This is a genomic window from Orbaceae bacterium lpD02 (genome assembly GCA_036251875.1).
Lineage (GTDB): Bacteria > Pseudomonadota > Gammaproteobacteria > Enterobacterales > Orbaceae > Orbus > Orbus sturtevantii.
In genome coordinates, this window is record CP133960.1 from 2338539 (window position 1) to 2359396 (window position 20858).

Below are 20858 nucleotides of genomic sequence, written 5' to 3' on the forward strand. Positions count from 1 at the left end.
CTCAAAAAATTAGGATTAAATGTTATGTCAAATAAAAAAACAGATGGTGATGATCTTGTTAGTATATCAAATAAACTTCAATTTTTAGCTAATAATCTCTCAAAACCAGGTGTGGGCAAGCAGCTAGCGCATATTCTCGGTGGAAAATTTGGCGGTACAATATCTGTCGCTAATTTATTCGATAAAATAAATAAAGGTACCGCAACAACTAGCGATTATTTACATGCTGCATCTGATGTAGCATGGATAGTTGCAGGTTATACTAAAAATCCTTACGTAATAGCCGCAGCAGCGACATTAGGGTTAGCTGCTTATGTCACATCTGATGATTTAAAAGAGCATCTTAACATCCTTTTGAATTTGGTTAATGAATACGGACTTGCAGATCCAGATCTCGGTGGATATCTAATTTCACCCGGAACATTAACAAATTATTTAAATAATTTAAATACTGATACACCAAAAATTCCAGACGGAGCTCTTACAGCATGGTCACCTATTATTGTGGATCTCGATCGTGATGGTATTGAAACTCTCAGTAAAGATCAAGATATTCATTTTGATTTAAATACAAATACATTTGCGGAAAACACAGGTTGGGTTGGTGCTGATGATGGCTTATTGGTGTTAGATTTAAATAGTAATGGTTTGATTGATGATGGGCAAGAGCTATTTGGCGATAATACTGTACTTAAAAATGGAACTTTAGCAAAAAATGGTTATCAGGCATTAGCTGAGTATGATGAAAATGGCGATGGTGTTATAGATGCTAAAGATAGCATTTGGGAAAACTTAAAAGTTTGGCAAGATAAAAGTAGTAATGGTTACACAGATGAAAATGAGTTACTAAGCCTAAAAGAAGCAGGAATTTCTTCTATAAGTACAAAATATTTAACTTCAAATTATGTAGATGACAACGGAAATGAACATCGTCTAACAGGTAAAATAACCTATACCGATGGTACCGAAGGAAAATCAACAGATGTTTGGTTTTCAACCAATCAAGCAAGCAAACAGTATTTATACCGGAGTAGAGCAATATATTGAGGGGATTGAAGATTACCCCGCTATTCGTGGATTCGGTAATTTAGTCAATTTATCACTCGCTTTGAGTAAAAATTCGAATTTAAAAAATTTGCTAGATAAGTTTATTACTAATCCACTAACAACAGATATTGGACAAGTTATTGATGATATTATTTTTAGCTGGGCTAATGTTAACAATATCGATCCGAATAGCCGAGGTGGTTTTGATGCTAGAAAACTTAGTGTATTAGAAATCATTACTGGGGAAAAATATACTAATATTTATTATGGTAATAATACCCCCCCAGCTGGAAATACTGCTGCTGATTTATTACTGAATGAGTATAATAAATTTAAGCACTATGTTACATCGAACCTTTTAGCTCAAACTGAATTCCAACAAGAATTTCGTTTATTAAAACTAAAATTCAAAGATGGAAATTTTATAATTGATTTTACAGAATTAGAGGGTAGTTTAAATCTCAACCAGAAAACGGGTGATCCGCGCACTCTTTTACTGAAAGATGTGATAGATGGTTATTTAACATATAGCAGTACCAATGGATATTACAAGTCAGTTATGGATACTCTCGGTAACGGTGGCTTATCTAATAATAATTTCTACATATTTGGCTCATCAGGGCATGACTCAATTAATGATACTTCTGGGGCTGATAAACTCTTATTCATGAATAACATTAAACCAGAAGATGTTCGATTTGCACGAGATGAGGCTGATATTGTTGTTACGACCAAAGATAGCCCTATGGCAAGCTTCCGAATTAAAAATATTTTTGCTGATGCGACCTCAGTGACAGCAAGGATTAATACTGGGAATGTTATCGAAGAGTTTATGTTTGCTGATGGAACAGCATTAACCTGGGAAGATGTTCTAAATAATCATTTACAAATGCAAGGCACTGCTAGCGATGATATTTTATTAGGTAACAAAGGGAATGATATATTAGCTGGCGGAGTGGGTAATGATACGTTATCTGGTGGAGCGGGTAATGATACTTATCTTTTCAACTTAGGTGATGGTCACGATATTATTGATAACCAAGGTGAATTAGACTACGTTGGTTTTTGGACTAGAATTAAAGCTGATGTCGATACCATTCGCTTTGGTGAGGGGATATCTTCTGATATTGTAAATGTGAGTAAATTGGGCGCGGATCTTTCATTAAATGTGGGTGAGGATTCGATTGTAATTAAAAACTGGTTCTCGACTAATAATGACACCAAACTACAATCTAGGATCGATATATTTCAATTTGCTGATGGCTCATCTTGGTTACACGAAGATATTAATTCATATTTAAATGATGGTATCCCATTGCCTGTATTTTCAACTAGTTCGTCTGGTTATAATTTATCAATGATGACCCAAAGCATTAGTACATTTTTGGCATCAGATGATGATGATAGTGATTTGACGGTTGGCGATATTGCGTTAGTTACTCCATCTTATCAACCCAATCATAATGCTAATTTTTAAGGTGAATATTATAACGTAATGAGTAGGGGATAGATTGAATATTATCCCCTATTTTATTGGATTAGGAAAAACCTAAGTAATGCAAGAAAAACAAAATTATGATGATTTATGGCAAGGGATAGCGATTATTGCCCAATTTTATGGGATGGCAGTAAATGTTAAATCGCTACAAGAACAATTCTATTTAGATGATAAGCATGATATTACATTACAATTTGTGCGAGCCGTAAATAAGGTGGGGTTAAAATGTCGTTATGTAAATAAGTTAAATACCAATAATAAGATTGCAACGCCAATCATTATTCATCTTGAAGATAGAGGCTATGTCGTTTTGTTGGCAATTAAAGATGGGCAGTGGCTTATCCAATCTCCTCATCAAAAGTCTCCAGACGTTATTATAGTTCCAGCAGAGATAAAGGTGAGCGCTTTTTTATTCACTAAACGCATAACGTGGGAATCAATTAATCGAGAATTTAATATTCAATGGTTTTTTCAAGCTTTTATACGATATAAAAAACTAATTGGTGAGATTTTATTAGCCTCATTTTTTATTCAAATTTTAGCTTTGGTCACGCCACTATTTTTCCAAGTTGTTGTTGATAAAGTATTAGCTCATCAAAGTTTAACAACCTTGGATGTACTAGCAGTAGGTATGTTTACTATAGTTATTTTTGATGTGATACTGGGTGGTTTACGTAACTACCAAATGGCTCATACCTCGCAACGTATTGATGTCATGCTCAGTTCATTATTATATAAACACTTACTATCATTACCATTAAGTTATTTTAAGTCTCGCCAAGTCGGAATTACGGTTGCCCGCGTTTATGAGTTAAAAACAGTACGCGAATTTTTAACAGGTAGTACGATGACATTATGTCTGGATATTTTGTTTGCGGTGGTATTTTTTGTTATTATGGCTTTTTATAGTATCCCCTTAACATTAATTGTTCTAGTGTCATTAATTTCTTATATTTTATTGTCAATTATGATTACCCCCGTTCTTCGTCGACGCTTAGATGAGCAATTTCAACAAGGTGCTAAAAATCAAGCTTTTTTAGTCGAGAGTATCTCGGGTGTTGAGCAAGTGAAGGCGATGGCAGTTGAAAATTATATGACTAGGCGTTGGGATGAGCAGATAGCGCACTTTGTGGCAAGTTGCTTTAAAACTCAAAATTTAGGGAACGTTGCTGGGCAAATTTCTCAGTTAGTGAGTAAACTAACTGGGGTAGCTATTTTATGGTATGGCGCTAATTTGGTTATTGAAGGAAAATTAACAGTTGGAGGGTTGGTTGCATTCAATATGTTTGCAGGTCAAGCAACTGCGCCAGTTTTACGTTTAGTTCAGCTATGGCAAAGTTTCCAACAGGTTTCTATTTCAGTTAAACGACTCGGTGATATCTTAAATGTTCCAGTTGAGCAGCAGCAAGAAAACAATAGTGTTTTAAAAGAAATCAAGGGCTATGTTCGTTTTGCAAATATCTCATTTGCTTATAAACCTGATGCGGCTCCAGTAATACGAAATGTTAATTTATCGGTAAAAGTGGGAGAAATTATTGGAATTGTAGGTCGCTCAGGCTCAGGTAAAAGTACCTTGGCCCGTTTAGTGCAGAGACTTTACACTCCTCTTGAAGGTCAGGTGTTTATCGATGGAATTGATATTGCACAAACAGATCCACAGTGGTTGCGTAAGCAAATTGGTGTTGTTTTACAAGAAACGCAATTATTTAATGGCTCTATTCGTGACAATATAGCGTTAGCTATTCCCCATGCCTCACTTGAGGAAGTTGTTAATGCCGCCGTTATGGCTGGGGCTCATGATTTTATTAGTGAGTTTCCACTCGGGTACGATACGCCAGTTGGGGAAAATGGAGGACAATTATCAGGAGGTCAAAAGCAGCGTATTGGTATTGCTCGAGCTTTGATCACCAATCCTAAACTGTTGGTTTTTGATGAGGCAACAAGTGCGCTTGACTATGAATCTGAGAAAATCATTCAAGACAATATGGCAAAAATTTGTCACAATAAAACGGTTTTTATTATTGCTCATCGATTATCAACAGTCAGACAGGCTAATCGCATTATTGTGATGGAGAAGGGAGCGGTAGTTGAGCAAGGTTGTCACCAAGAACTCTTAAGTCAAAATGGTATTTATCGCAAGCTCTATCACTTACAAAGTGGAGGGCAGACTAATGAAGCAAAAATATCGTGAATTTTTGCCAGCAGTACTAGAATTACAAGAAACTCCACCCTCCCCTTTAGGTCGAATACTATTATGGGTGATTATTGCTTTATTTGTTATAGCGATTAGCTGGGCGTCATTAAGCCGTGTCGATATTATTGCAACAACTCGCGGAAAGCTTGTTGTTACAGAACTATCAAGACCAGTGAATGCTTCTGTGACCGCAGAAATCATTGCGGTCTTAGTTAAAGAGGGTGAGAGAGTTGAAAAAGGTCAGTTGCTGATGAAGTTAAATAGTACTTCACTTGGTGCGCAATTAGAAGAGAATATCGTACAGCAACAAATTAACCGTTTTCATATTGAACGGTTAAATTTATTATATGACCACTATTTAGATCGTCCAGCTCCAATAATATTATCAAATAAATTGCAAGCAGAATCGCCAGAACTTGCGAAACAGATTTCGATGCAGTTACAAGCTGAAATAGAAGATGATTATAATGAAAAGCAAGTTTACAAGCTTAATCAGCAAGTAATTGATGCTCAAATAGAAAACTACCAACTACAAAAAGAAATGGCATCATACTTATTGCCGATTTATGAAGAGCAGTATCAAGCGCTGGAGTCACTGTATAAGAAAGAGATGACAAGCAAAGATAGTTTACTCGAAGTTAAGAAAAAGTATTTAGAGGCCAAATTCACGGTAGATATGGGTGAAGTCAAAATTAAAGAGATGCAATCTAACTACGCTCAAATTGACGCGCAGATCAAATCACATGTTGCTGATAAAATAAGAGAGATTGAGCAAGAAAAAATACAAAAACTGAATCAAAATGCTATTTTATTCACACAGCAAAAACAGTTGATTGCGCTTATGGCACAATATGAATTAAAAGCCCCTGTTGCTGGAATTGTTGAGTCGTTAATTTATCGAGATGCGGGAGCTGCAGTTGAGGCGCCGCAGGAAGTATTGAAAATTGTTCCTGAAAATGAAAAATTAATTGCTGAGGTTTGGGTTAGTAATCAAGATATTGGTTTTTTACGCAAAGGACAAAAGGTCACGGTCAAGATAGACACATTTGATTTTACCCGTTATGGTTGGATTGAGGGCGTGTTACTTAATGTATCTTCCGACTCTGTTGAAGACAAGGATAAAGGATTAGTTTACAAAGCCGTTATTGAGTTGAACAAAAATAGTTTAACGGTTGATAATAGAAATGTTGATTTAGAACCAGGAATGTCGGTTTCAGCAGAGATAAGAACGGGAACACGGACACTATTGAGTTATTTATTAAGCCCTATGGTGGAGGCATTAGATGATGTAGGTAAGCAAAGGTGAGTTATTTTAATTTTCACATCTTTGAAAGCTCATTTAATTGACTTGCTTGTCTACCGCCGATAATGACTAAATCGAGTTGACTTGTTTTAGTTGTCTCAATATTCGGTTCTTTCATTTTACCAATATCTTGTATCTTAGATAGCCGCCTTTTTATATTGATTTAGATAGCTAGGAAGAGACGATAGTGATGTTACAAAACGCGCTAAATTTGACCTAGTGTAGTGCATCAAGCCTATCAAGCGTACCATAATTAAACTCTTAAGCTATTAAACTAGCAATTTTTTTAGTTAATTTTCTTAACATAATTATATTAAAAATTATTAGTGATTGTTTGATGGAGCATACCAAGGATAGTAATGCTTACTTTATTTGGTTTGAAAATAGATAATTTCAATAAAAGATATTGATAATTATTCTCATTTGTTGTAATTTTTTCATTCATTTAATGTAAATGATAATTATTATTAATTAATGAGATCGAACCGATGAAAAAAATGACAATAAAAATTATTTCTCAAGCAATAAAAGCGAGTTTACTGCTTTCATTATCACCATTAGCAGTAGCTGAAACCGACTCAAATATGGATACGATAGTAGTAACAGCTTCAGGTTTTGAGCAGCAAATAAAAAATGCACCTGCGACAATTTCCGTTATTACAGCAAAAGATATTGATAATAAACCTTATCGCGATGTTACTGACGCCTTGAGAGACATACCGGGGGTAAATATTTCAGGTGGTGGTGATGGCACCGATATTGGCATCCGAGGTATGGATGCTAAATATACATTAATCCTTATCGATGGTAAAAAAGTAAATACAAGGGAAACCAGACCAAATAGTGATGGTTCAGGTTTTGAGCAAGGGTGGTTACCGCCGTTATCTGCAATTGAGCGCATTGAGGTAGTTAGGGGACCCATGTCTTCGTTATATGGCTCTGATGCGATGGGAGGTGTTATTAATGTTATTACTAAAAAAGTGTTAGACGCTTGGCAAGGCAGTGTGCGATTAGAGTCGGTTTTCCAACAAGATTCCCAAGCTAATAATTATTATAATAGTAATTTTTCGTTGATGGGACCATTAATTGCCGATAGGTTAGGGCTACAACTCTATGGTCAATATTCTGATCGAGGTGAGGATGAATTTTTAAATGGCCACGCAGAGCAAAAATTACGCAGTTTAAATGGTAAGTTATTCTTACAAGCGACCGATAATCAGTCATTTCAATTAGACTTTGGCCGTTCGTTGCAAAATTCATTAGCAACAAGAGGTAAAACGAGAGCACTTACTCGCAAAGATGATTCTGAACGTGATAACCGTCGCAATTCATATGCTTTAACTCATCAAGGGCATTGGGATGGATTTACCTCAAAAACGTTTTTTTCTTACGAAGGTAATAATAACCCTAAAAGAGAGATGAAAGTGGAAAATAGTGATTTTGATAGCCAGTTTTTAATTCCATTAGAAAACCATATGTTAACTATCGGTGGCCATTATACTTATCAGAATCTTAATGATAAAGGGAATGAACTTAATACATTGATTAGTAAAATTGACCGTTGGAATTACGCATTATATGCCGAAGATGAGTGGCAGATTGTCGATAATTTTGCTCTAACTGGTGGCATTCGTTTTAATAAAGATGAAAATTATGGTACTAATTGGAACCCACGTATTTATGCAGTATGGGATATCAATGAAAACTACACCCTAAAAGGTGGCTATTCATCTGGTTATGCAACGCCGTTATTACGCTATGTAGTTGCTGATTGGGGGCAAGTTACAGGGGGAGGCAATAGAGATGGCGTTATTATAGGTAATGCTAATTTAAAACCTGAAAAATCTGATAATATTGAATTAGGCCTAGAGTATAGTGACGAAAGCGGAATGAATGCCAGTGCCACTGCTTTCTATACTAAGTTTAAAGATAAAATTCAATCCTATTACCTATGTGATGATACAACAAATAAGAAATTATGTTCCGCTAATGGGGTATCTGGTTTTGATTTTGTTCAATCCCGCGAAAATGTTGATAAAGCTGATATTAAAGGAGTTGAGCTATCGTTAAAAACGCCATTATTTGATACGTTTTTATTAAACTCGAGTTATACGTGGACCAAATCAGAGCAAAAAAGCGGTGTAAATAAGGGATTATCATTAAATCGTACACCAAGGCAAAAATTTACTACACAGCTTGATTGGTTTGTTACTCAGCAGTGGGATTTATGGGCAAAAGTTGCTTATTATGGTGAGGAAACCGAAGCTGGCAAAAATGGGGTACAAGGTAAAAAATACCCAGGTTATACCCTTTGGGATTTAGGTGCTTCTTATTCCGTCAATAAACAGACAAAATTATATACAGGAATTTATAATTTATTTGATAAAGACGTCGAAAATACTGATTTCGGTAAGACGCTAGAAGGCCGCCGTTATTGGGTAGGTACAGAAATTAGTTTTTAGGTATTTTATTTTTATTGCCTATTCAATTAGATAGAATAGGCATTTTCATTTTAATCCTCTATAATTTAGCTAATACTTTCTGACATGATGATTTATGCTCACAATTTACCATTCCAATCAATTAGATCTATTAAAATCATTGACAGCACAACTGATCAAACGTCAGCCTTTGAACTCTGTTTTTGATAAAGAAGTGATTTTGGTTCAGAGCCAAGGAATGGGGCAGTGGTTACAAATTCAATTAGCCGAGGAGCTTGGCATTTGCGCCAATATTGAATACCCTTTCCCTACACAATTTGTATGGAATATTTATCGAGTATTTCATCCTAATCTACCTAAAAACAACAGTTTTAGTGCTGATTTCATGCTCTGGGTACTATTAGCTATTTTGCCAGATCTAGTAAACAGACCCAATTTTAGTACGCTTAAACACTATTTTCAGCAAGATAATGAACAAAAATATTATCAGTTAGCGACTTCTATTGCCGACTTATTTGACCAATACTTGGTTTATCGGCCTGATTGGATCCAATCATGGCAAGAAGGTAGGCAAGTTGCGGAGCTGGGTAATGATCAAGAATGGCAAGCACTATTATGGTGTGAACTTGTTGCATATAGCGATCAGTTGGCAAACATATCTTTACATCGTGCGGATATTCATCAAGCGGTTATTCACCACTTGAATCAAAAAAAATTAACTAAAGCACAGAAAAACCAGTTACCAAAGCGTATTTTTATTTTTGGTATAGTCTCTATCCCACCATTATATTTAGAGCTACTTAATGGATTAAGTCAGCATATCGATGTTCATTTTATGTTTATGAATCCTTGTCGGCAATACTGGGGCGATATTGTTGACCATTCGTTTATCAATAAATATGTGGATAATGAACAAATGGCAAGTATGATGCTACAAGAGTCTCATCCTTTGCTCGCATCATGGGGGAAACTTGGTCGTGATCATTTAGTTTTATTACAACATTATAATAAACAAGACATTGATGCCTTTTTTGACTATGAAGAAGCGTCGTTACTGGGGCAGGTACAGCAATCTATTTTAGATATGCAAAATAATACCATTATAAAGCCCGATATTAACACTTTAGGTGCGAATAAAAATAAACAATTAATTTCAGCTTATGATGACTCTATTTCACTACATGCTTGCCACAGTGAACAGCGAGAAGTTGAGGTACTTTATGATTATTTGCTCTCGATCTTAGATGATAATCCGACTATCACATTAAATGACTGCGTTGTAATGGTTGCAGATATTGATCATTATGCGCCTTATATTCAAGCCGTATTTGACAATGCGCCTAAGAGCCGACAATTACCGTATACGATTTCAGATCAAAAATTTCGTTATCTTGATCCTATTATTCAGGGTTTTTTCTTGCTCTTAGAATTGCCACAAAGCCGGTTAGATATTGAATCTATTTTTGATTTACTCGAAATCCCAGCCATTGCAAAACGGTTTAATCTTAATGACAATAACTTAAAGTCTCTTCAACGCTGGATTGTAGATTCTGGTATTCGCTTTGGCTTGGAGTCGGTCGCGAATGAACCACATAGTTGGCTATCAGGGCTAAGCCGTATGTTGCTCGGTTACAGTATGGAAAGTAAGCTTGATAGTTGGCAAGATGTATTTCCGTATGATGGGGCAACGGGGATTGAAGCTGAACTAGTCGGGTATTTGTCTGATTTTATTATGGCGATTGCCAAATGGCGCGATATGTTGTGCCAGCCCCATCATATTGCCCAATGGCAAACCCTTTGTAGCGAGTTATTAGATGCATTTTTTATGCTTGATGCTGAAACTGAGCCACTATTACTGATGATACAAGAGCAGTGGCAACATATTATAGAACAAGCAACACTATCGAGTTATCGTGCTAAAATTGGCGTTAAAATTTTACATGAGCTATTACAAGCAAAATTTGCACAGCACTCTATTTCTCATCGCTTTTTAATCGGAAAAATTAATTTCTGTACAATGATGCCAATGCGTTCGGTACCGTTTAAGATTGTCTGTTTGCTAGGTATGAATGACGGCGTATACCCAAGAAGTATTTCACCAATAGGTTTTGATTTAATTGCTAAATATCGACGAATTGGTGATCGCAGCCGCAGAAATGACGACCGGTACCTATTTTTAGAAGCATTACTTTCGGCCCAGCAAAAACTGTATATCAGCTATATTGGTTGTGACATACAAACTAATGATATTCGCTATCCCTCTATTTTAGTCGATGAACTAGTAGAATATTTGAAACAAAACTATAAGTTAGAGGCAGATGTAGATTTAGCTGATGAATTAAGTGCTATCGAGTTAACTAAGCGCTTAACTACAACTCATAGCCGAACGCCATTTAATATTGAAAACTATATAAATAATAATACGAAAATGAATAGTTATGCAGATGAATGGCTACCTGCGGCTAAATACCAAGGTCAGCAGATTGCTTTTATTACACCATTAACCAAAAAAAATATTGCCAATATCCACTTAGATGAGCTTAAACAATTTTATTTCCATCCAATCAAAGCGCTTACTAAATATCGACTTGGTTACTTATTAAACTATATTGATGAACAATTACCTGACAGCGAAAATTTTAACCTTAATAACCTAGAGCGCTATGCGATTAATAACCAAATTATGGAAATTCTTTTACCGTCAGATCATATTGATGAACAATTAAGTGCTCGTCTTTATCGAAAAATGCTTAGAAGTAACCAGTTACCCTATGGTGCTTTTGGGCAGATATTATATAACGAACAACAATTATTAATACAACCCCTCATTGAAAAAATTAAACGCGAAAAAATGGGTGATTTTTTATCGCTAGATGTCAATTTGAGTATTCATAATACTTTGCTAATAGGGCGAATAAAAAATATTCAAGCTGATGGTATATTGCAATGGCGAAGTGCAAAACTGACCATTAAAGACGGTATATCGTTATGGCTTGATCATCTAATCATATCAGTTTTGCAACCAGATCAAGGCGGTCTTTATAATCGAATCTATGGTCGGGATGGTACTAAGTGGTGTTTTAACGCCCTACCCAAAGAACACGCCTTAGAACTTTTGTCTTTATGGGTTGAAGGTTTTTTAATGGGCATTAACCAGCCGTTATTTATGCCATTACAAAGTTCATGGCATTGGCTTGAAGCTGCCTATGATGAAGACTTACAACGTATAAGTCATGACAATATGGTACTCATGAAAGCGAAAAATAGTTTTATTGCTCATTGGCAAGGCAATATTGCGACATCAGCTGAATGTGATGACTATTATTTAAGGTTATATCCGCAATTAACCGATGAATTAGTTGATAGTGCAATCGAAGCAACAAAAATGTATTTATTACCGATTATGCAATATAGGAATAATGGCGATGTTAATTGATACTCACTGTCATTTTGATGCTCCGCCGTTTATTACCGAGTTAGCTGCGTCGGTTAAACGTTTTGAAAATGCAGGTGTGGCAAATATTATTGTACCTGCCGTATCGAGTCAAAATTTTAAAATAGTGCTACAATTAACTGAGCGCTTTCCCTCAATTTACTGCGCACTAGGTTTACATCCTATTTATACGCATAAACAACAAGATATTGAACTATTAGCAGCACAGCTTAATCAACATTATGATAAAGTGGTTGCTATAGGTGAAATTGGACTTGATGGCTATATTGAACATATCAATATTGAAGAGCAAAAATTATTTTTAACTGCGCAATTAGATTTAGCAAAGCAATATCATTTACCCGTAATTCTGCACGCGAGGCGTGCTAACTCTTTATTATATAAAGAGCTGAAGAATGCTAGGTTGCCAGAGGTCGGAGTGATCCATGGTTTTTCAGGTAGCTATGAAGAGGCGATACAATTTATTCGACTAGGATTTTATATTGGTGTTGGTGGCGTGATTAGCTACCCAAGGGCGAACAAAACGCGCCAAGCCATTAGCCGTATTCCCTTATCATCAATTTTGCTCGAAACCGACGCGCCAGACATGCCTTTAAATGGTCTACAAGGTCAAGCGAATCGACCCGAAAATATTGTAAAAGTATTTGCAGAGTTATCTAAACTAAGAATTGAACCCTCATCACAAATTCTTAATACAACCTTAATGAATACCTTGACGCTATTTTCTAGAATCAATACAATGAAAGTCGGTTAATATTTAAATATAATCAAGCTATTTCACATATCAATCGAAGCTTCACGTTAATCGCCTAATCGATATTTAATGATCGTCGTCGATAGCTTTGGTTGATTCTTGCCGATTCTTAAATGCGAGTATTATTATGCCAAAGCGATTTAGTCAGCTATTTGTTCAAACTGTTATCTCTTTAACTAAAATGTTCCCTCTATGGGCTATTTTATGTGCATGTTTGGCTTATTTCTTACCAGGAGTTTTTACTCCGATAAAATCATATACGCCGGAACTATTAATGTTTGTGATGTTTACCATGGGAGTAACATTAAGTATTGATGATTTTAAGCGCGTAATAGTTAAACCTAAAGCGGTAATTGTGTGTACATTGCTCCATTATATTGTTATGCCTCTTACGGCATTAATTCTAGCCAAAGTATTTATGATGCGAGTAGAACTTTTAATTGGTATGGTGTTAGTCGGTAGCGTGGCAAGTGGTACTGCATCGAATGTTATGATTTATTTAGCTAAAGGCGATGTGGCATTATCAATCACGATCTCCTCTATTTCAACACTCGTTGGCATTATAGTCACGCCATTATTAACCTTAGCGCTGTTAGGCGCAAGTGTCGAAGTACCGTTTATAGCAATGCTACTTTCAATTATTAAAATTGTGTTTGTCCCTATTGTGGCAGGATTAATTGTTCATCATTTATTGATTAAATTGGTTAGAAAATGTGAACGCTTTTTCCCCGTCTTATCGATGCTTTGTATCCTTGCTATACTCAGTATTGTTGTCGCTGAAAGTCGCGATCAAATTTCGCAAGTTGGGCTTACTGTGATTTGTGCGGTGATTCTTCATAATGGTATTGGTTTGCTCGGTGGTTATTGGGGAGGCCGATTACTTGGTTTTGATGAGGCAACGTGTCGTACTATGTCGCTTGAAGTCGGTATGCAAAATTCAGCGTTAGCAGCTACGCTTGGTACAACTTATTTTTCTGCTTTAACCGCATTACCTGCCGCGGTATTTTCTGTATGGCACAATATTTCCGGTTCATTATTGGCGGGTTACTGGCAAGGAAAAGCGATTAAGAATAAAAAATTAGTAAAAAAATAGGTTAATTATTTGCATCTCAAGTTTGATCGTTGTTTCTTTGTTATGATTATTAAACTATTGTATAACGAGTGCGCGAGTTCTTAATATAAAGCGTATTTCATGAGATTAACCTAAAGCGATAATTATATTTTGTTGATGACAAAACGTAATAGTCATAAAGCATTATTTTTATAGAACCACAAGAATGACTGAGAATATTTCAATTTCGCCTTTAATGTATAAAATGATGCCGTGGATAGCTGCAGTTGCATTCTTTATGCAAACGCTCGATACCTCTATTTTAAATACGGCGCTTCCCACCATTGCCAACGATCTTAATGAATCACCACTAAATATGCAGTCAGCGGTGATCTGTTATGCATTAGCGGTTGCACTATTTATTCCTGTGAGTGGTTTTTTCTCTGATCGCTTTGGTACTCGTAATGTATTTGTTGCGGCTGTATTTTTATTTTCTGCTGGTTCATTATTATGTGCACTATCCTCTTCTTTAATCATGCTAGATGCTGCTCGCGTTATTCAAGGGATTGGTGGGGCAATGATGGTTCCCGTATCGCGGTTGGCACTAATTAAATCATTTAAACGCAGTGATTTTTTAGCTGCACTAAATGCTTCAACGATTCCTGGTTTGATTGGACCAGTGGTTGGTCCTGTTTTAGGTGGATATTTAGTTGAATATTCAAGCTGGCATTGGATTTTTCTGATTAACATTCCAATTGGTATCGTTGGCATAATTAGTGGCTGGAAGTTTATGCCAAATATCAAAGGTAACTTGTCTCGTTTTGATCTTTCTGGTGTGTTATTTATTTCTATCGCGGTGATTAGTGCTACTCTAGGGTTAGAGTTTATTAATGAAGGTATTAATATCTATTTTTCTTTGAGTCTAATTTTGCTGAGCTTTATTTTATTTTGGGGATATGTTCTGCATGCTAAAAGGTCATCCGCACCGATTTTCCCTTTAGCCTTGTTTAATATTCACACCTTTAGAATTGGAATTATAGGTAATTTGATTAGTCGTTTAGGAATATCCGCTACGCCGTTTTTAATTCCATTACTATTGCAGGTTGCTTTTGGTTATTCGGCTATCTATGCAGGATGCATGCTAATACCTATGGCGATGGCATCGCTCAGTATGAAAACATTTGTCCCGCCTATTTTACGACGTTTTGGTTATAGGCGAGTTTTGATGACTAACACGATTATTGTTGGTCTGATTATTATGGCGATGTCTCTGCTCAATAAAGATTCCTCAATGATATTATTTGCATTATTATTATCAGCCTTAGGAGCAGTCAATTCATTGCAATTTACATCAATGAATAGTATCACTTTGGCTGATTTACCAAATGAATTAACAAGCAGTGGTAATAGCTTAATGGCAGTTAATCAGCAACTCGCGATTAGTTTTGGCATAGCATGTGGTGCTGTTTTAGTCCGTATATTTACTTACCAAGCAGAAGCGATCACTCAAGATATTGCTCGTGCATTTAAAATGAGCTTCATGATATTAGGTGCTATAACGTGTTGCTCCAGTATAATTTTTAGGTACCTTTATCCACAAGATGGTCAGAATTTGACGATTAAAAATAGCACAAATAGAAGCCAATAAAAGGAAGAAAATATGCAATATCAAATTATTCCCGTAACTGAATTCCAACAAAATTGCTCTATTATTTGGTGCAAATCAACCAAGGATGCGGCGATCATTGATCCTGGTGGTGAGGCGGAATTATTAAAAAAAGCAGTCGAAAAGTTAGCGCTTAAAGTGACTAAAATTCTTTTAACTCACGGCCACCTTGATCACGTAGGTGCTACCAAAGAGTTAGCTAATTTTTATCAAGTCAAGATTTATGGTCCACAGCAAGAAGATAAATTTTTATTGGATAACTTACCGCATCAATGTGTTCAATTTGGTTTTCCATTCAGCGAGGCGTTTGAACCTGATGTTTGGTTAAATGATGGTGAAACAGTGCAAGTCGGTGATGTTATTTTTGATGTTATCTACTCTCCAGGTCATACTCCTGGGCATATCGTTTTTGTAAACAAGATAGATAAAATCGCCTTTGTCGGGGATGTACTATTTAAAAATAGTATTGGTCGAACTGATTTCCCTAGAGGGAATCATCGTGACTTAATCACCTCAATTAAGACTAAACTATTCCCGTTAGGCGACGATATACGTTTTGTTCCAGGACATGGTCCTATGTCTACTTTTGGCTATGAACGAATGAATAATCCTTATTTAATTTAGTTATTGACATAACCGCAATAAATCTATATCATGCGCGCTACTTCTGTTCCTCCATAGTTCAGTCGGTAGAACGGCGGACTGTTAATCCGTATGTCACAGGTTCAAGTCCTGTTGGGGGAGCCACTTATTTTGAAAGCCTGCTTATTAGCAGGTTTTTTTATATCCAATTTTTGTGCTATTTTTTTGATTGATTCTTTTTATGCTAACACAATGAGTACAACAAGTTTTTAGTGAATATTATGTTAAACATAGTAATTGTTGTGATGTCGCTCGTATCAAAATAAAAATAGATAATATGATGACTTATTTTAAGTAGATTATATAAAAATAGCTTGATACTGTATAATAATACAGTATAATAAGTTGCATTATTGATGATTGATAAATTATTAGGATCCGATTATATGAATGAGAATAAACAACGCGCATTAACCGCTGCTTTAAGTCAGATTGAAAAACAATTTGGTAAAGGTTCTATCATGCGTTTAGGTGATACACAGACCCTAGATGTTGATGCTATTTCAACAGGCTCATTAGGGCTTGATATTGCGTTAGGTATTGGTGGGTTGCCAATGGGGCGTATTGTTGAAATCTTCGGACCTGAATCATCAGGTAAGACAACACTGACATTATCGGTGATAGCCCAAGCACAAAAAGAAGGTAAAACGTGTGCATTTATTGATGCAGAACATGCATTAGATCCCATTTATGCGGCTAAATTAGGTGTTCAAGTCGATGATTTGTTGGTATCTCAGCCCGATACTGGCGAGCAAGCGCTTGAAATTTGTGATGCTTTAGTTCGTTCAGCTGCTGTTGATGTAGTTATTGTCGACTCGGTCGCGGCCTTAACTCCACGAGCTGAGATAGAAGGTGAAATGGGTGATTCTCATATGGGATTGCAAGCTCGCCTCATGTCCCAAGCGTTACGAAAACTAACCGCTAATATTAAAAATGCCAACTGTTTAGTTGTATTTATTAACCAAATTCGCATGAAAATTGGCGTTATGTTTGGAAATCCAGAGACGACTACTGGTGGAAATGCACTTAAATTTTATGCTTCTGTACGTCTCGATATTCGCCGTATTGGGGCGGTAAAAGAAGGTGAAGATGTTATCGGCAGCGATACCCGTGTTAAAGTGGTTAAAAATAAAGTAGCAGCACCATTTAGACAAGCTGAATTTCAAATTTTATACGGTTGTGGAATTTCTAAAGAAGGCGAGTTAATTGATTTGGGCGTTAAGCATAAGTTAGTTGATAAAGCAGGTGCTTGGTATAGTTATAATGGTGAAAAAATTGGTCAAGGTAAAGCGAATTCGATTAAGTTTTTACAAGAGCACCTTGATATTGCAAGCGAATTAGAAGCTAAACTGAGAGAATTGTTACTTAGTAATCCTACCGCATTTAATGCTGAGGAAGATACGACAGCTATTGATGATGGACTCTAATACTTTTTACAAAAATTTATTAAATAAAGCTGTGCAATTACTTGCACAGCGAAATCATTCCTCAATTGAACTAAAACAAAAGTTGTCTCTTTTTTATCTAAAAAAATATGCTCATGATTTTGCTATTGATGATGACTTAGTTAAGCAACAAATTGATACTGCTATTCAGCATTGTATTGCCCATAATTGGATTAATGATATCCAATATATTCAACAATATATTGATATGCGTTCACGGAAGGGATACGGGCCAAATCGAATTATTGGTGAATTAAAACAGCATGGATTTGGCTTAGCTTTAGTTAAAGAGATATTTACGGCTAAAAATATTGATTGGTATGAGGTTGGTTTAATACGAGCACAAAAAAAGTTTCAAAATTTTGATAAAAAAGATTACCAACAAAAACTAAAATTATTTCAATTTTTAACTTATCGCGGCTTTCAACAAGATCACATCAATCAAATTTATTCTTTATTGTAATTATTATTTACTAATTAATTGTTTATAAAGTATTTTAAATCGGTATACTAAGTTCTTAGTACATCATTAGGTATCGGTTTTCTGCTTAGAAAGTAGAAATACGATGGTCACTACTCTCTTTTTCCGTTTTATAATGATTAAATTTTATTTGTGGATAGAATAATAAGTTGATCACAGTAAAATTTATAATATTATTTATGCTTGAATCTTGATGATGTTATACACTATATTAATTAAATTATGGATAATAATCGGAAGTATATATGAAAAGTACCGCAGAAATTCGCCAAATGTTTCTCGATTTTTTTCATGGCAAAGGTCATGAAGTTGTCGAAAGTAGTTCACTTGTTCCACATAATGATCCTACATTGCTTTTTACTAACGCAGGAATGAACCAGTTTAAAGATGTTTTTCTGGGAATGGATAAACGTTCATATTCAAGGGCAACAACTTCTCAGCGTTGTGTTAGAGCGGGAGGTAAGCATAATGATCTCGATAATGTGGGCTACACTGCTCGCCATCATACTTTTTTCGAGATGTTGGGGAACTTTAGTTTTGGTGATTATTTTAAACGTGATGCGATTCATTTTGCTTGGGAATTATTAACGGGTGAAGGCTGGCTGAATTTACCAAAAGATAAATTACTCGTGACGGTTTATGCTACAGACGATGAGGCATTTAATATCTGGGCGAATGAGATTGGTGTTCCTTCGGAACGAATAATTCGTATAGGTGACAACAAAGGCGCGCCTTATGCATCCGATAATTTTTGGCAAATGGGCGATACCGGCCCTTGCGGCCCTTGTAGTGAAATTTTTTATGACCATGGTGACCACATTTGGGGAGGGCCACCAGGAAGTGCCGAAGAAGATGGCGACCGGTTTATTGAAATTTGGAATATTGTCTTTATGCAATTTAACCGTTTACCTGATGGTTCAATGGAGACGTTACCAAAGCCTTCTGTTGATACTGGTATGGGATTAGAACGAATTTCCGCTGTGCTTCAACATGTCAATTCAAACTATGATATTGATCTATTTAAAAGACTAATTAAAGATACAGCGCAAATAATTGGTGTAGATGATCTTGAAAGTAAATCATTACGCGTAATTGCAGATCATATACGCTCATGTGCCTTTTTGATTGCCGATGGTGTTATGCCATCAAATGAAGGGCGTGGTTATGTCTTAAGGCGAATTATTCGCAGGGCAGTAAGACATGGTAATATGCTAGGTGCAAAAGAAATATTTTTCTATAAGCTAGTTACGTCATTGATCAACGTAATGGGCAGTGCGGCAAACCATCTAGCAAAAGTACAAAAGTTAGTTGAAGAGACGCTAAAAGTAGAAGAAGAGCAATTTTTAAAAACATTAGAAAGAGGTTTATTATTACTTGATCAGGAGTTAAAAAAAGTCTCTAACCACCAGTTATCTGGTGATGTCGCTTTCAAGCTGTATGATACTTTTGGTTTCCCGTTAGATCTAACTGCTGATGTTTGCCGAGAAAAAAATATTACGATTGATGAAGCTCGCTTTAATCAATGTATGGATGTTCAGCGTCAGCGCTCACGTGAGTCAGATAGTTTTACAGTTGATTATAGTAGTGCAATTAAGCTTGATGCGAAAACTGAATTTCTAGGCTATGAAATGGCAGAATCAACGGCAACAGTGGTCGCGATCTTTCAAAAAGGTACAAAAGTTGACACGATTAAACCCGGTGAAGAATCTGTTATTATTTTAGATAAAACGCCATTTTATGCTGAATCAGGTGGCCAGGTTGGTGATAAAGGACTGATAACTACCCCAATAAGTATTTTTAATGTTACTGATAGCCAAAAATATGGGCAGAGTATTGGGCATATCGGTTCTCTATTAAAAGGTCAGCTAAATGTTGGAGATAAAATAACAGCGGCAATCGATAGTGAATTACGTGCACGGATCCGGCGCAATCATTCTGCAACCCACTTATTGCAAGCTGCATTACAGCGTATTTTAGGTGAGCACATTGCGCAAAAAGGTTCTTTGGTTAATGATGGTTATCTGCGTTTTGATTTTTCACACATGCATGCAATTGATGCGGCAAAAATACAAGAAATTGAAAATTTAGTAAATCAACAAATTAGGCGCAATCTAGTTGTTTCAATTGAATTAATGCCGATAGAGCAAGCAAAAAATAGCGGAGCCATGGCACTTTTCGGTGAAAAATATGATGATATCGTACGAGTTTTAACAATGGGCGATTTTTCTATCGAATTATGTGGCGGGACGCATGTTGAAAGAACGGGTGATATTGGATTTTTTAAGATCATCTCTGAATCAAGTATCGCATCAGGGGTAAGGCGAATTGAAGCTACAACAGGTCAAATGGCTGTGGATTTGGTGCATGATGATGATAATCGGCTTAATGGTATTATGTCGATAATTAAAGCCGATAAGATTAATCTTATTCCTCGTTTGTCACAATTAGTTGAACAAACTAAACAGTTAGAGAAAGAGATTGAACAATTGAAATCAATACAAGCTGCGCAAGAAAGTGTACAGCTAATTAATCAAGTCGAAGTGATTAATGGTAAAAAATTATTGGTTGCAAAAATTTATGGTACTGAAGCAAAAATTTTACGTCAGATGATTGATGATTTAAAAAATCAGTTAAAATCAGCAGTTATCATTTTAGCTGCAATAAATGACGATAAAATTAGCTTAGCCGTAGGTGTGACCAATGATTTGACGGCATACGTTAAAGCTGGCATTTTAGCAGCTAAGTTAGCGGATAGAGTTGGAGGAAAAGGCGGTGGGCGCCCTGATTTTGCACAGGCAGGAGGGACTAACATTTCTGTATTGCCTAACGCTTTATCAAGTATCAAGGATGATCTAGTCAACGAATTGAAAGCAATATAAGCT

General features: G+C 36.0%; 13 protein-coding genes and 1 tRNA gene. All 14 read left to right on the forward strand.

The features are described 5' to 3' along the window. Window positions 1-24: 24 nt before the first annotated feature. Entirely contained in the window at window positions 25-1047 is a 1023-nt protein-coding gene (locus RHO12_10300; GenBank protein WVD65753.1) for a hypothetical protein, read from the forward strand. Continuing rightward, window positions 983-2524, forward strand: a complete 1542-nt coding sequence (locus RHO12_10305; GenBank protein WVD65754.1) for a calcium-binding protein — start codon at window positions 983-985, stop codon at window positions 2522-2524. The genes RHO12_10300 and RHO12_10305 overlap by 65 nt, the downstream gene beginning before the upstream one ends. Window positions 2525-2603: 79 nt before the next feature. Next, window positions 2604-4736, forward strand: a complete 2133-nt coding sequence (locus RHO12_10310; protein ID WVD65755.1) for a type I secretion system permease/ATPase — start codon at window positions 2604-2606, stop codon at window positions 4734-4736. After that, window positions 4717-6045 carry an HlyD family type I secretion periplasmic adaptor subunit gene (locus RHO12_10315; GenBank protein WVD65756.1) on the forward strand — a complete coding sequence of 443 codons (1329 nt, stop codon included), beginning with the start codon at window positions 4717-4719 and terminating at the stop codon, window positions 6043-6045. Before RHO12_10310 ends, RHO12_10315 begins: the two co-directional genes overlap by 20 nt. A 485-nt stretch (window positions 6046-6530) precedes the next feature. Beyond that, complete coding sequence (locus RHO12_10320; protein ID WVD65757.1) at window positions 6531-8504, forward strand: TonB-dependent receptor; 1974 nt, start codon at window positions 6531-6533, stop codon at window positions 8502-8504. Window positions 8505-8598: 94 nt separating this feature from the next. Next, window positions 8599-11919, forward strand: coding sequence for an exodeoxyribonuclease V subunit gamma (gene recC / locus RHO12_10325; GenBank protein WVD65758.1), 3321 nt, complete (start codon window positions 8599-8601; stop codon window positions 11917-11919). Continuing rightward, window positions 11909-12691 (forward strand): TatD family hydrolase, encoded by a 783-nt coding sequence (locus tag RHO12_10330; GenBank protein ID WVD65759.1) that lies wholly within the window; start codon window positions 11909-11911, stop codon window positions 12689-12691. The genes recC and RHO12_10330 overlap by 11 nt, the downstream gene beginning before the upstream one ends. Window positions 12692-12818: 127 nt before the next feature. Next, window positions 12819-13784, forward strand: a complete 966-nt coding sequence (locus tag RHO12_10335) for a bile acid:sodium symporter family protein (GenBank protein ID WVD65760.1) — start codon at window positions 12819-12821, stop codon at window positions 13782-13784. 184 nt (window positions 13785-13968) lie between these two features. Then, window positions 13969-15390 (forward strand): multidrug transporter subunit MdtD, encoded by a 1422-nt coding sequence (mdtD, locus tag RHO12_10340; GenBank protein ID WVD65761.1) that lies wholly within the window; start codon window positions 13969-13971, stop codon window positions 15388-15390. 12 nt (window positions 15391-15402) lie between these two features. Next, the gene (locus RHO12_10345; protein WVD65762.1) at window positions 15403-16032 is read left to right on the forward strand and encodes an MBL fold metallo-hydrolase; all 630 of its coding nucleotides are present in this window, start codon (window positions 15403-15405) and stop codon (window positions 16030-16032) included. Between the two features lie 47 nt (window positions 16033-16079). Further along, window positions 16080-16155, forward strand: a tRNA-Asn gene (locus RHO12_10350). Between the two features lie 281 nt (window positions 16156-16436). Further along, window positions 16437-17477, forward strand: a complete 1041-nt coding sequence (gene recA / locus RHO12_10355; protein ID WVD65763.1) for a recombinase RecA — start codon at window positions 16437-16439, stop codon at window positions 17475-17477. Further along, window positions 17464-17958 carry a regulatory protein RecX gene (locus RHO12_10360; GenBank protein ID WVD65764.1) on the forward strand — a complete coding sequence of 165 codons (495 nt, stop codon included), beginning with the start codon at window positions 17464-17466 and terminating at the stop codon, window positions 17956-17958. Before recA ends, RHO12_10360 begins: the two co-directional genes overlap by 14 nt. A gap of 263 nt (window positions 17959-18221) precedes the next feature. Then, entirely contained in the window at window positions 18222-20855 is a 2634-nt protein-coding gene (alaS, locus tag RHO12_10365) for an alanine--tRNA ligase (protein WVD65765.1), read from the forward strand. Window positions 20856-20858 lie beyond the last annotated feature (3 nt).

Excerpts from the sequence above, each read along its gene's own strand:
- RHO12_10300 (WVD65753.1), top strand. The coding sequence starts at position 25 with ATGTCAAATAAAAAAACAGATGGTGATGATCTTGTTAGTATATCAAAT.
- RHO12_10305 (WVD65754.1), top strand. The coding sequence starts at position 983 with ATGTTTGGTTTTCAACCAATCAAGCAAGCAAACAGTATTTATACCGGA.
- RHO12_10310 (WVD65755.1), top strand. The coding sequence starts at position 2,604 with ATGCAAGAAAAACAAAATTATGATGATTTATGGCAAGGGATAGCGATT.
- RHO12_10315 (WVD65756.1), top strand. The coding sequence starts at position 4,717 with ATGAAGCAAAAATATCGTGAATTTTTGCCAGCAGTACTAGAATTACAA.
- RHO12_10320 (WVD65757.1), top strand. The coding sequence starts at position 6,531 with ATGAAAAAAATGACAATAAAAATTATTTCTCAAGCAATAAAAGCGAGT.
- recC (WVD65758.1), top strand. The coding sequence starts at position 8,599 with ATGCTCACAATTTACCATTCCAATCAATTAGATCTATTAAAATCATTG.
- RHO12_10330 (WVD65759.1), top strand. The coding sequence starts at position 11,909 with ATGTTAATTGATACTCACTGTCATTTTGATGCTCCGCCGTTTATTACC.
- RHO12_10335 (WVD65760.1), top strand. The coding sequence starts at position 12,819 with ATGCCAAAGCGATTTAGTCAGCTATTTGTTCAAACTGTTATCTCTTTA.
- mdtD (WVD65761.1), top strand. The coding sequence starts at position 13,969 with ATGACTGAGAATATTTCAATTTCGCCTTTAATGTATAAAATGATGCCG.
- RHO12_10345 (WVD65762.1), top strand. The coding sequence starts at position 15,403 with ATGCAATATCAAATTATTCCCGTAACTGAATTCCAACAAAATTGCTCT.
- recA (WVD65763.1), top strand. The coding sequence starts at position 16,437 with ATGAATGAGAATAAACAACGCGCATTAACCGCTGCTTTAAGTCAGATT.
- RHO12_10360 (WVD65764.1), top strand. The coding sequence starts at position 17,464 with ATGATGGACTCTAATACTTTTTACAAAAATTTATTAAATAAAGCTGTG.
- alaS (WVD65765.1), top strand. The coding sequence starts at position 18,222 with ATGAAAAGTACCGCAGAAATTCGCCAAATGTTTCTCGATTTTTTTCAT.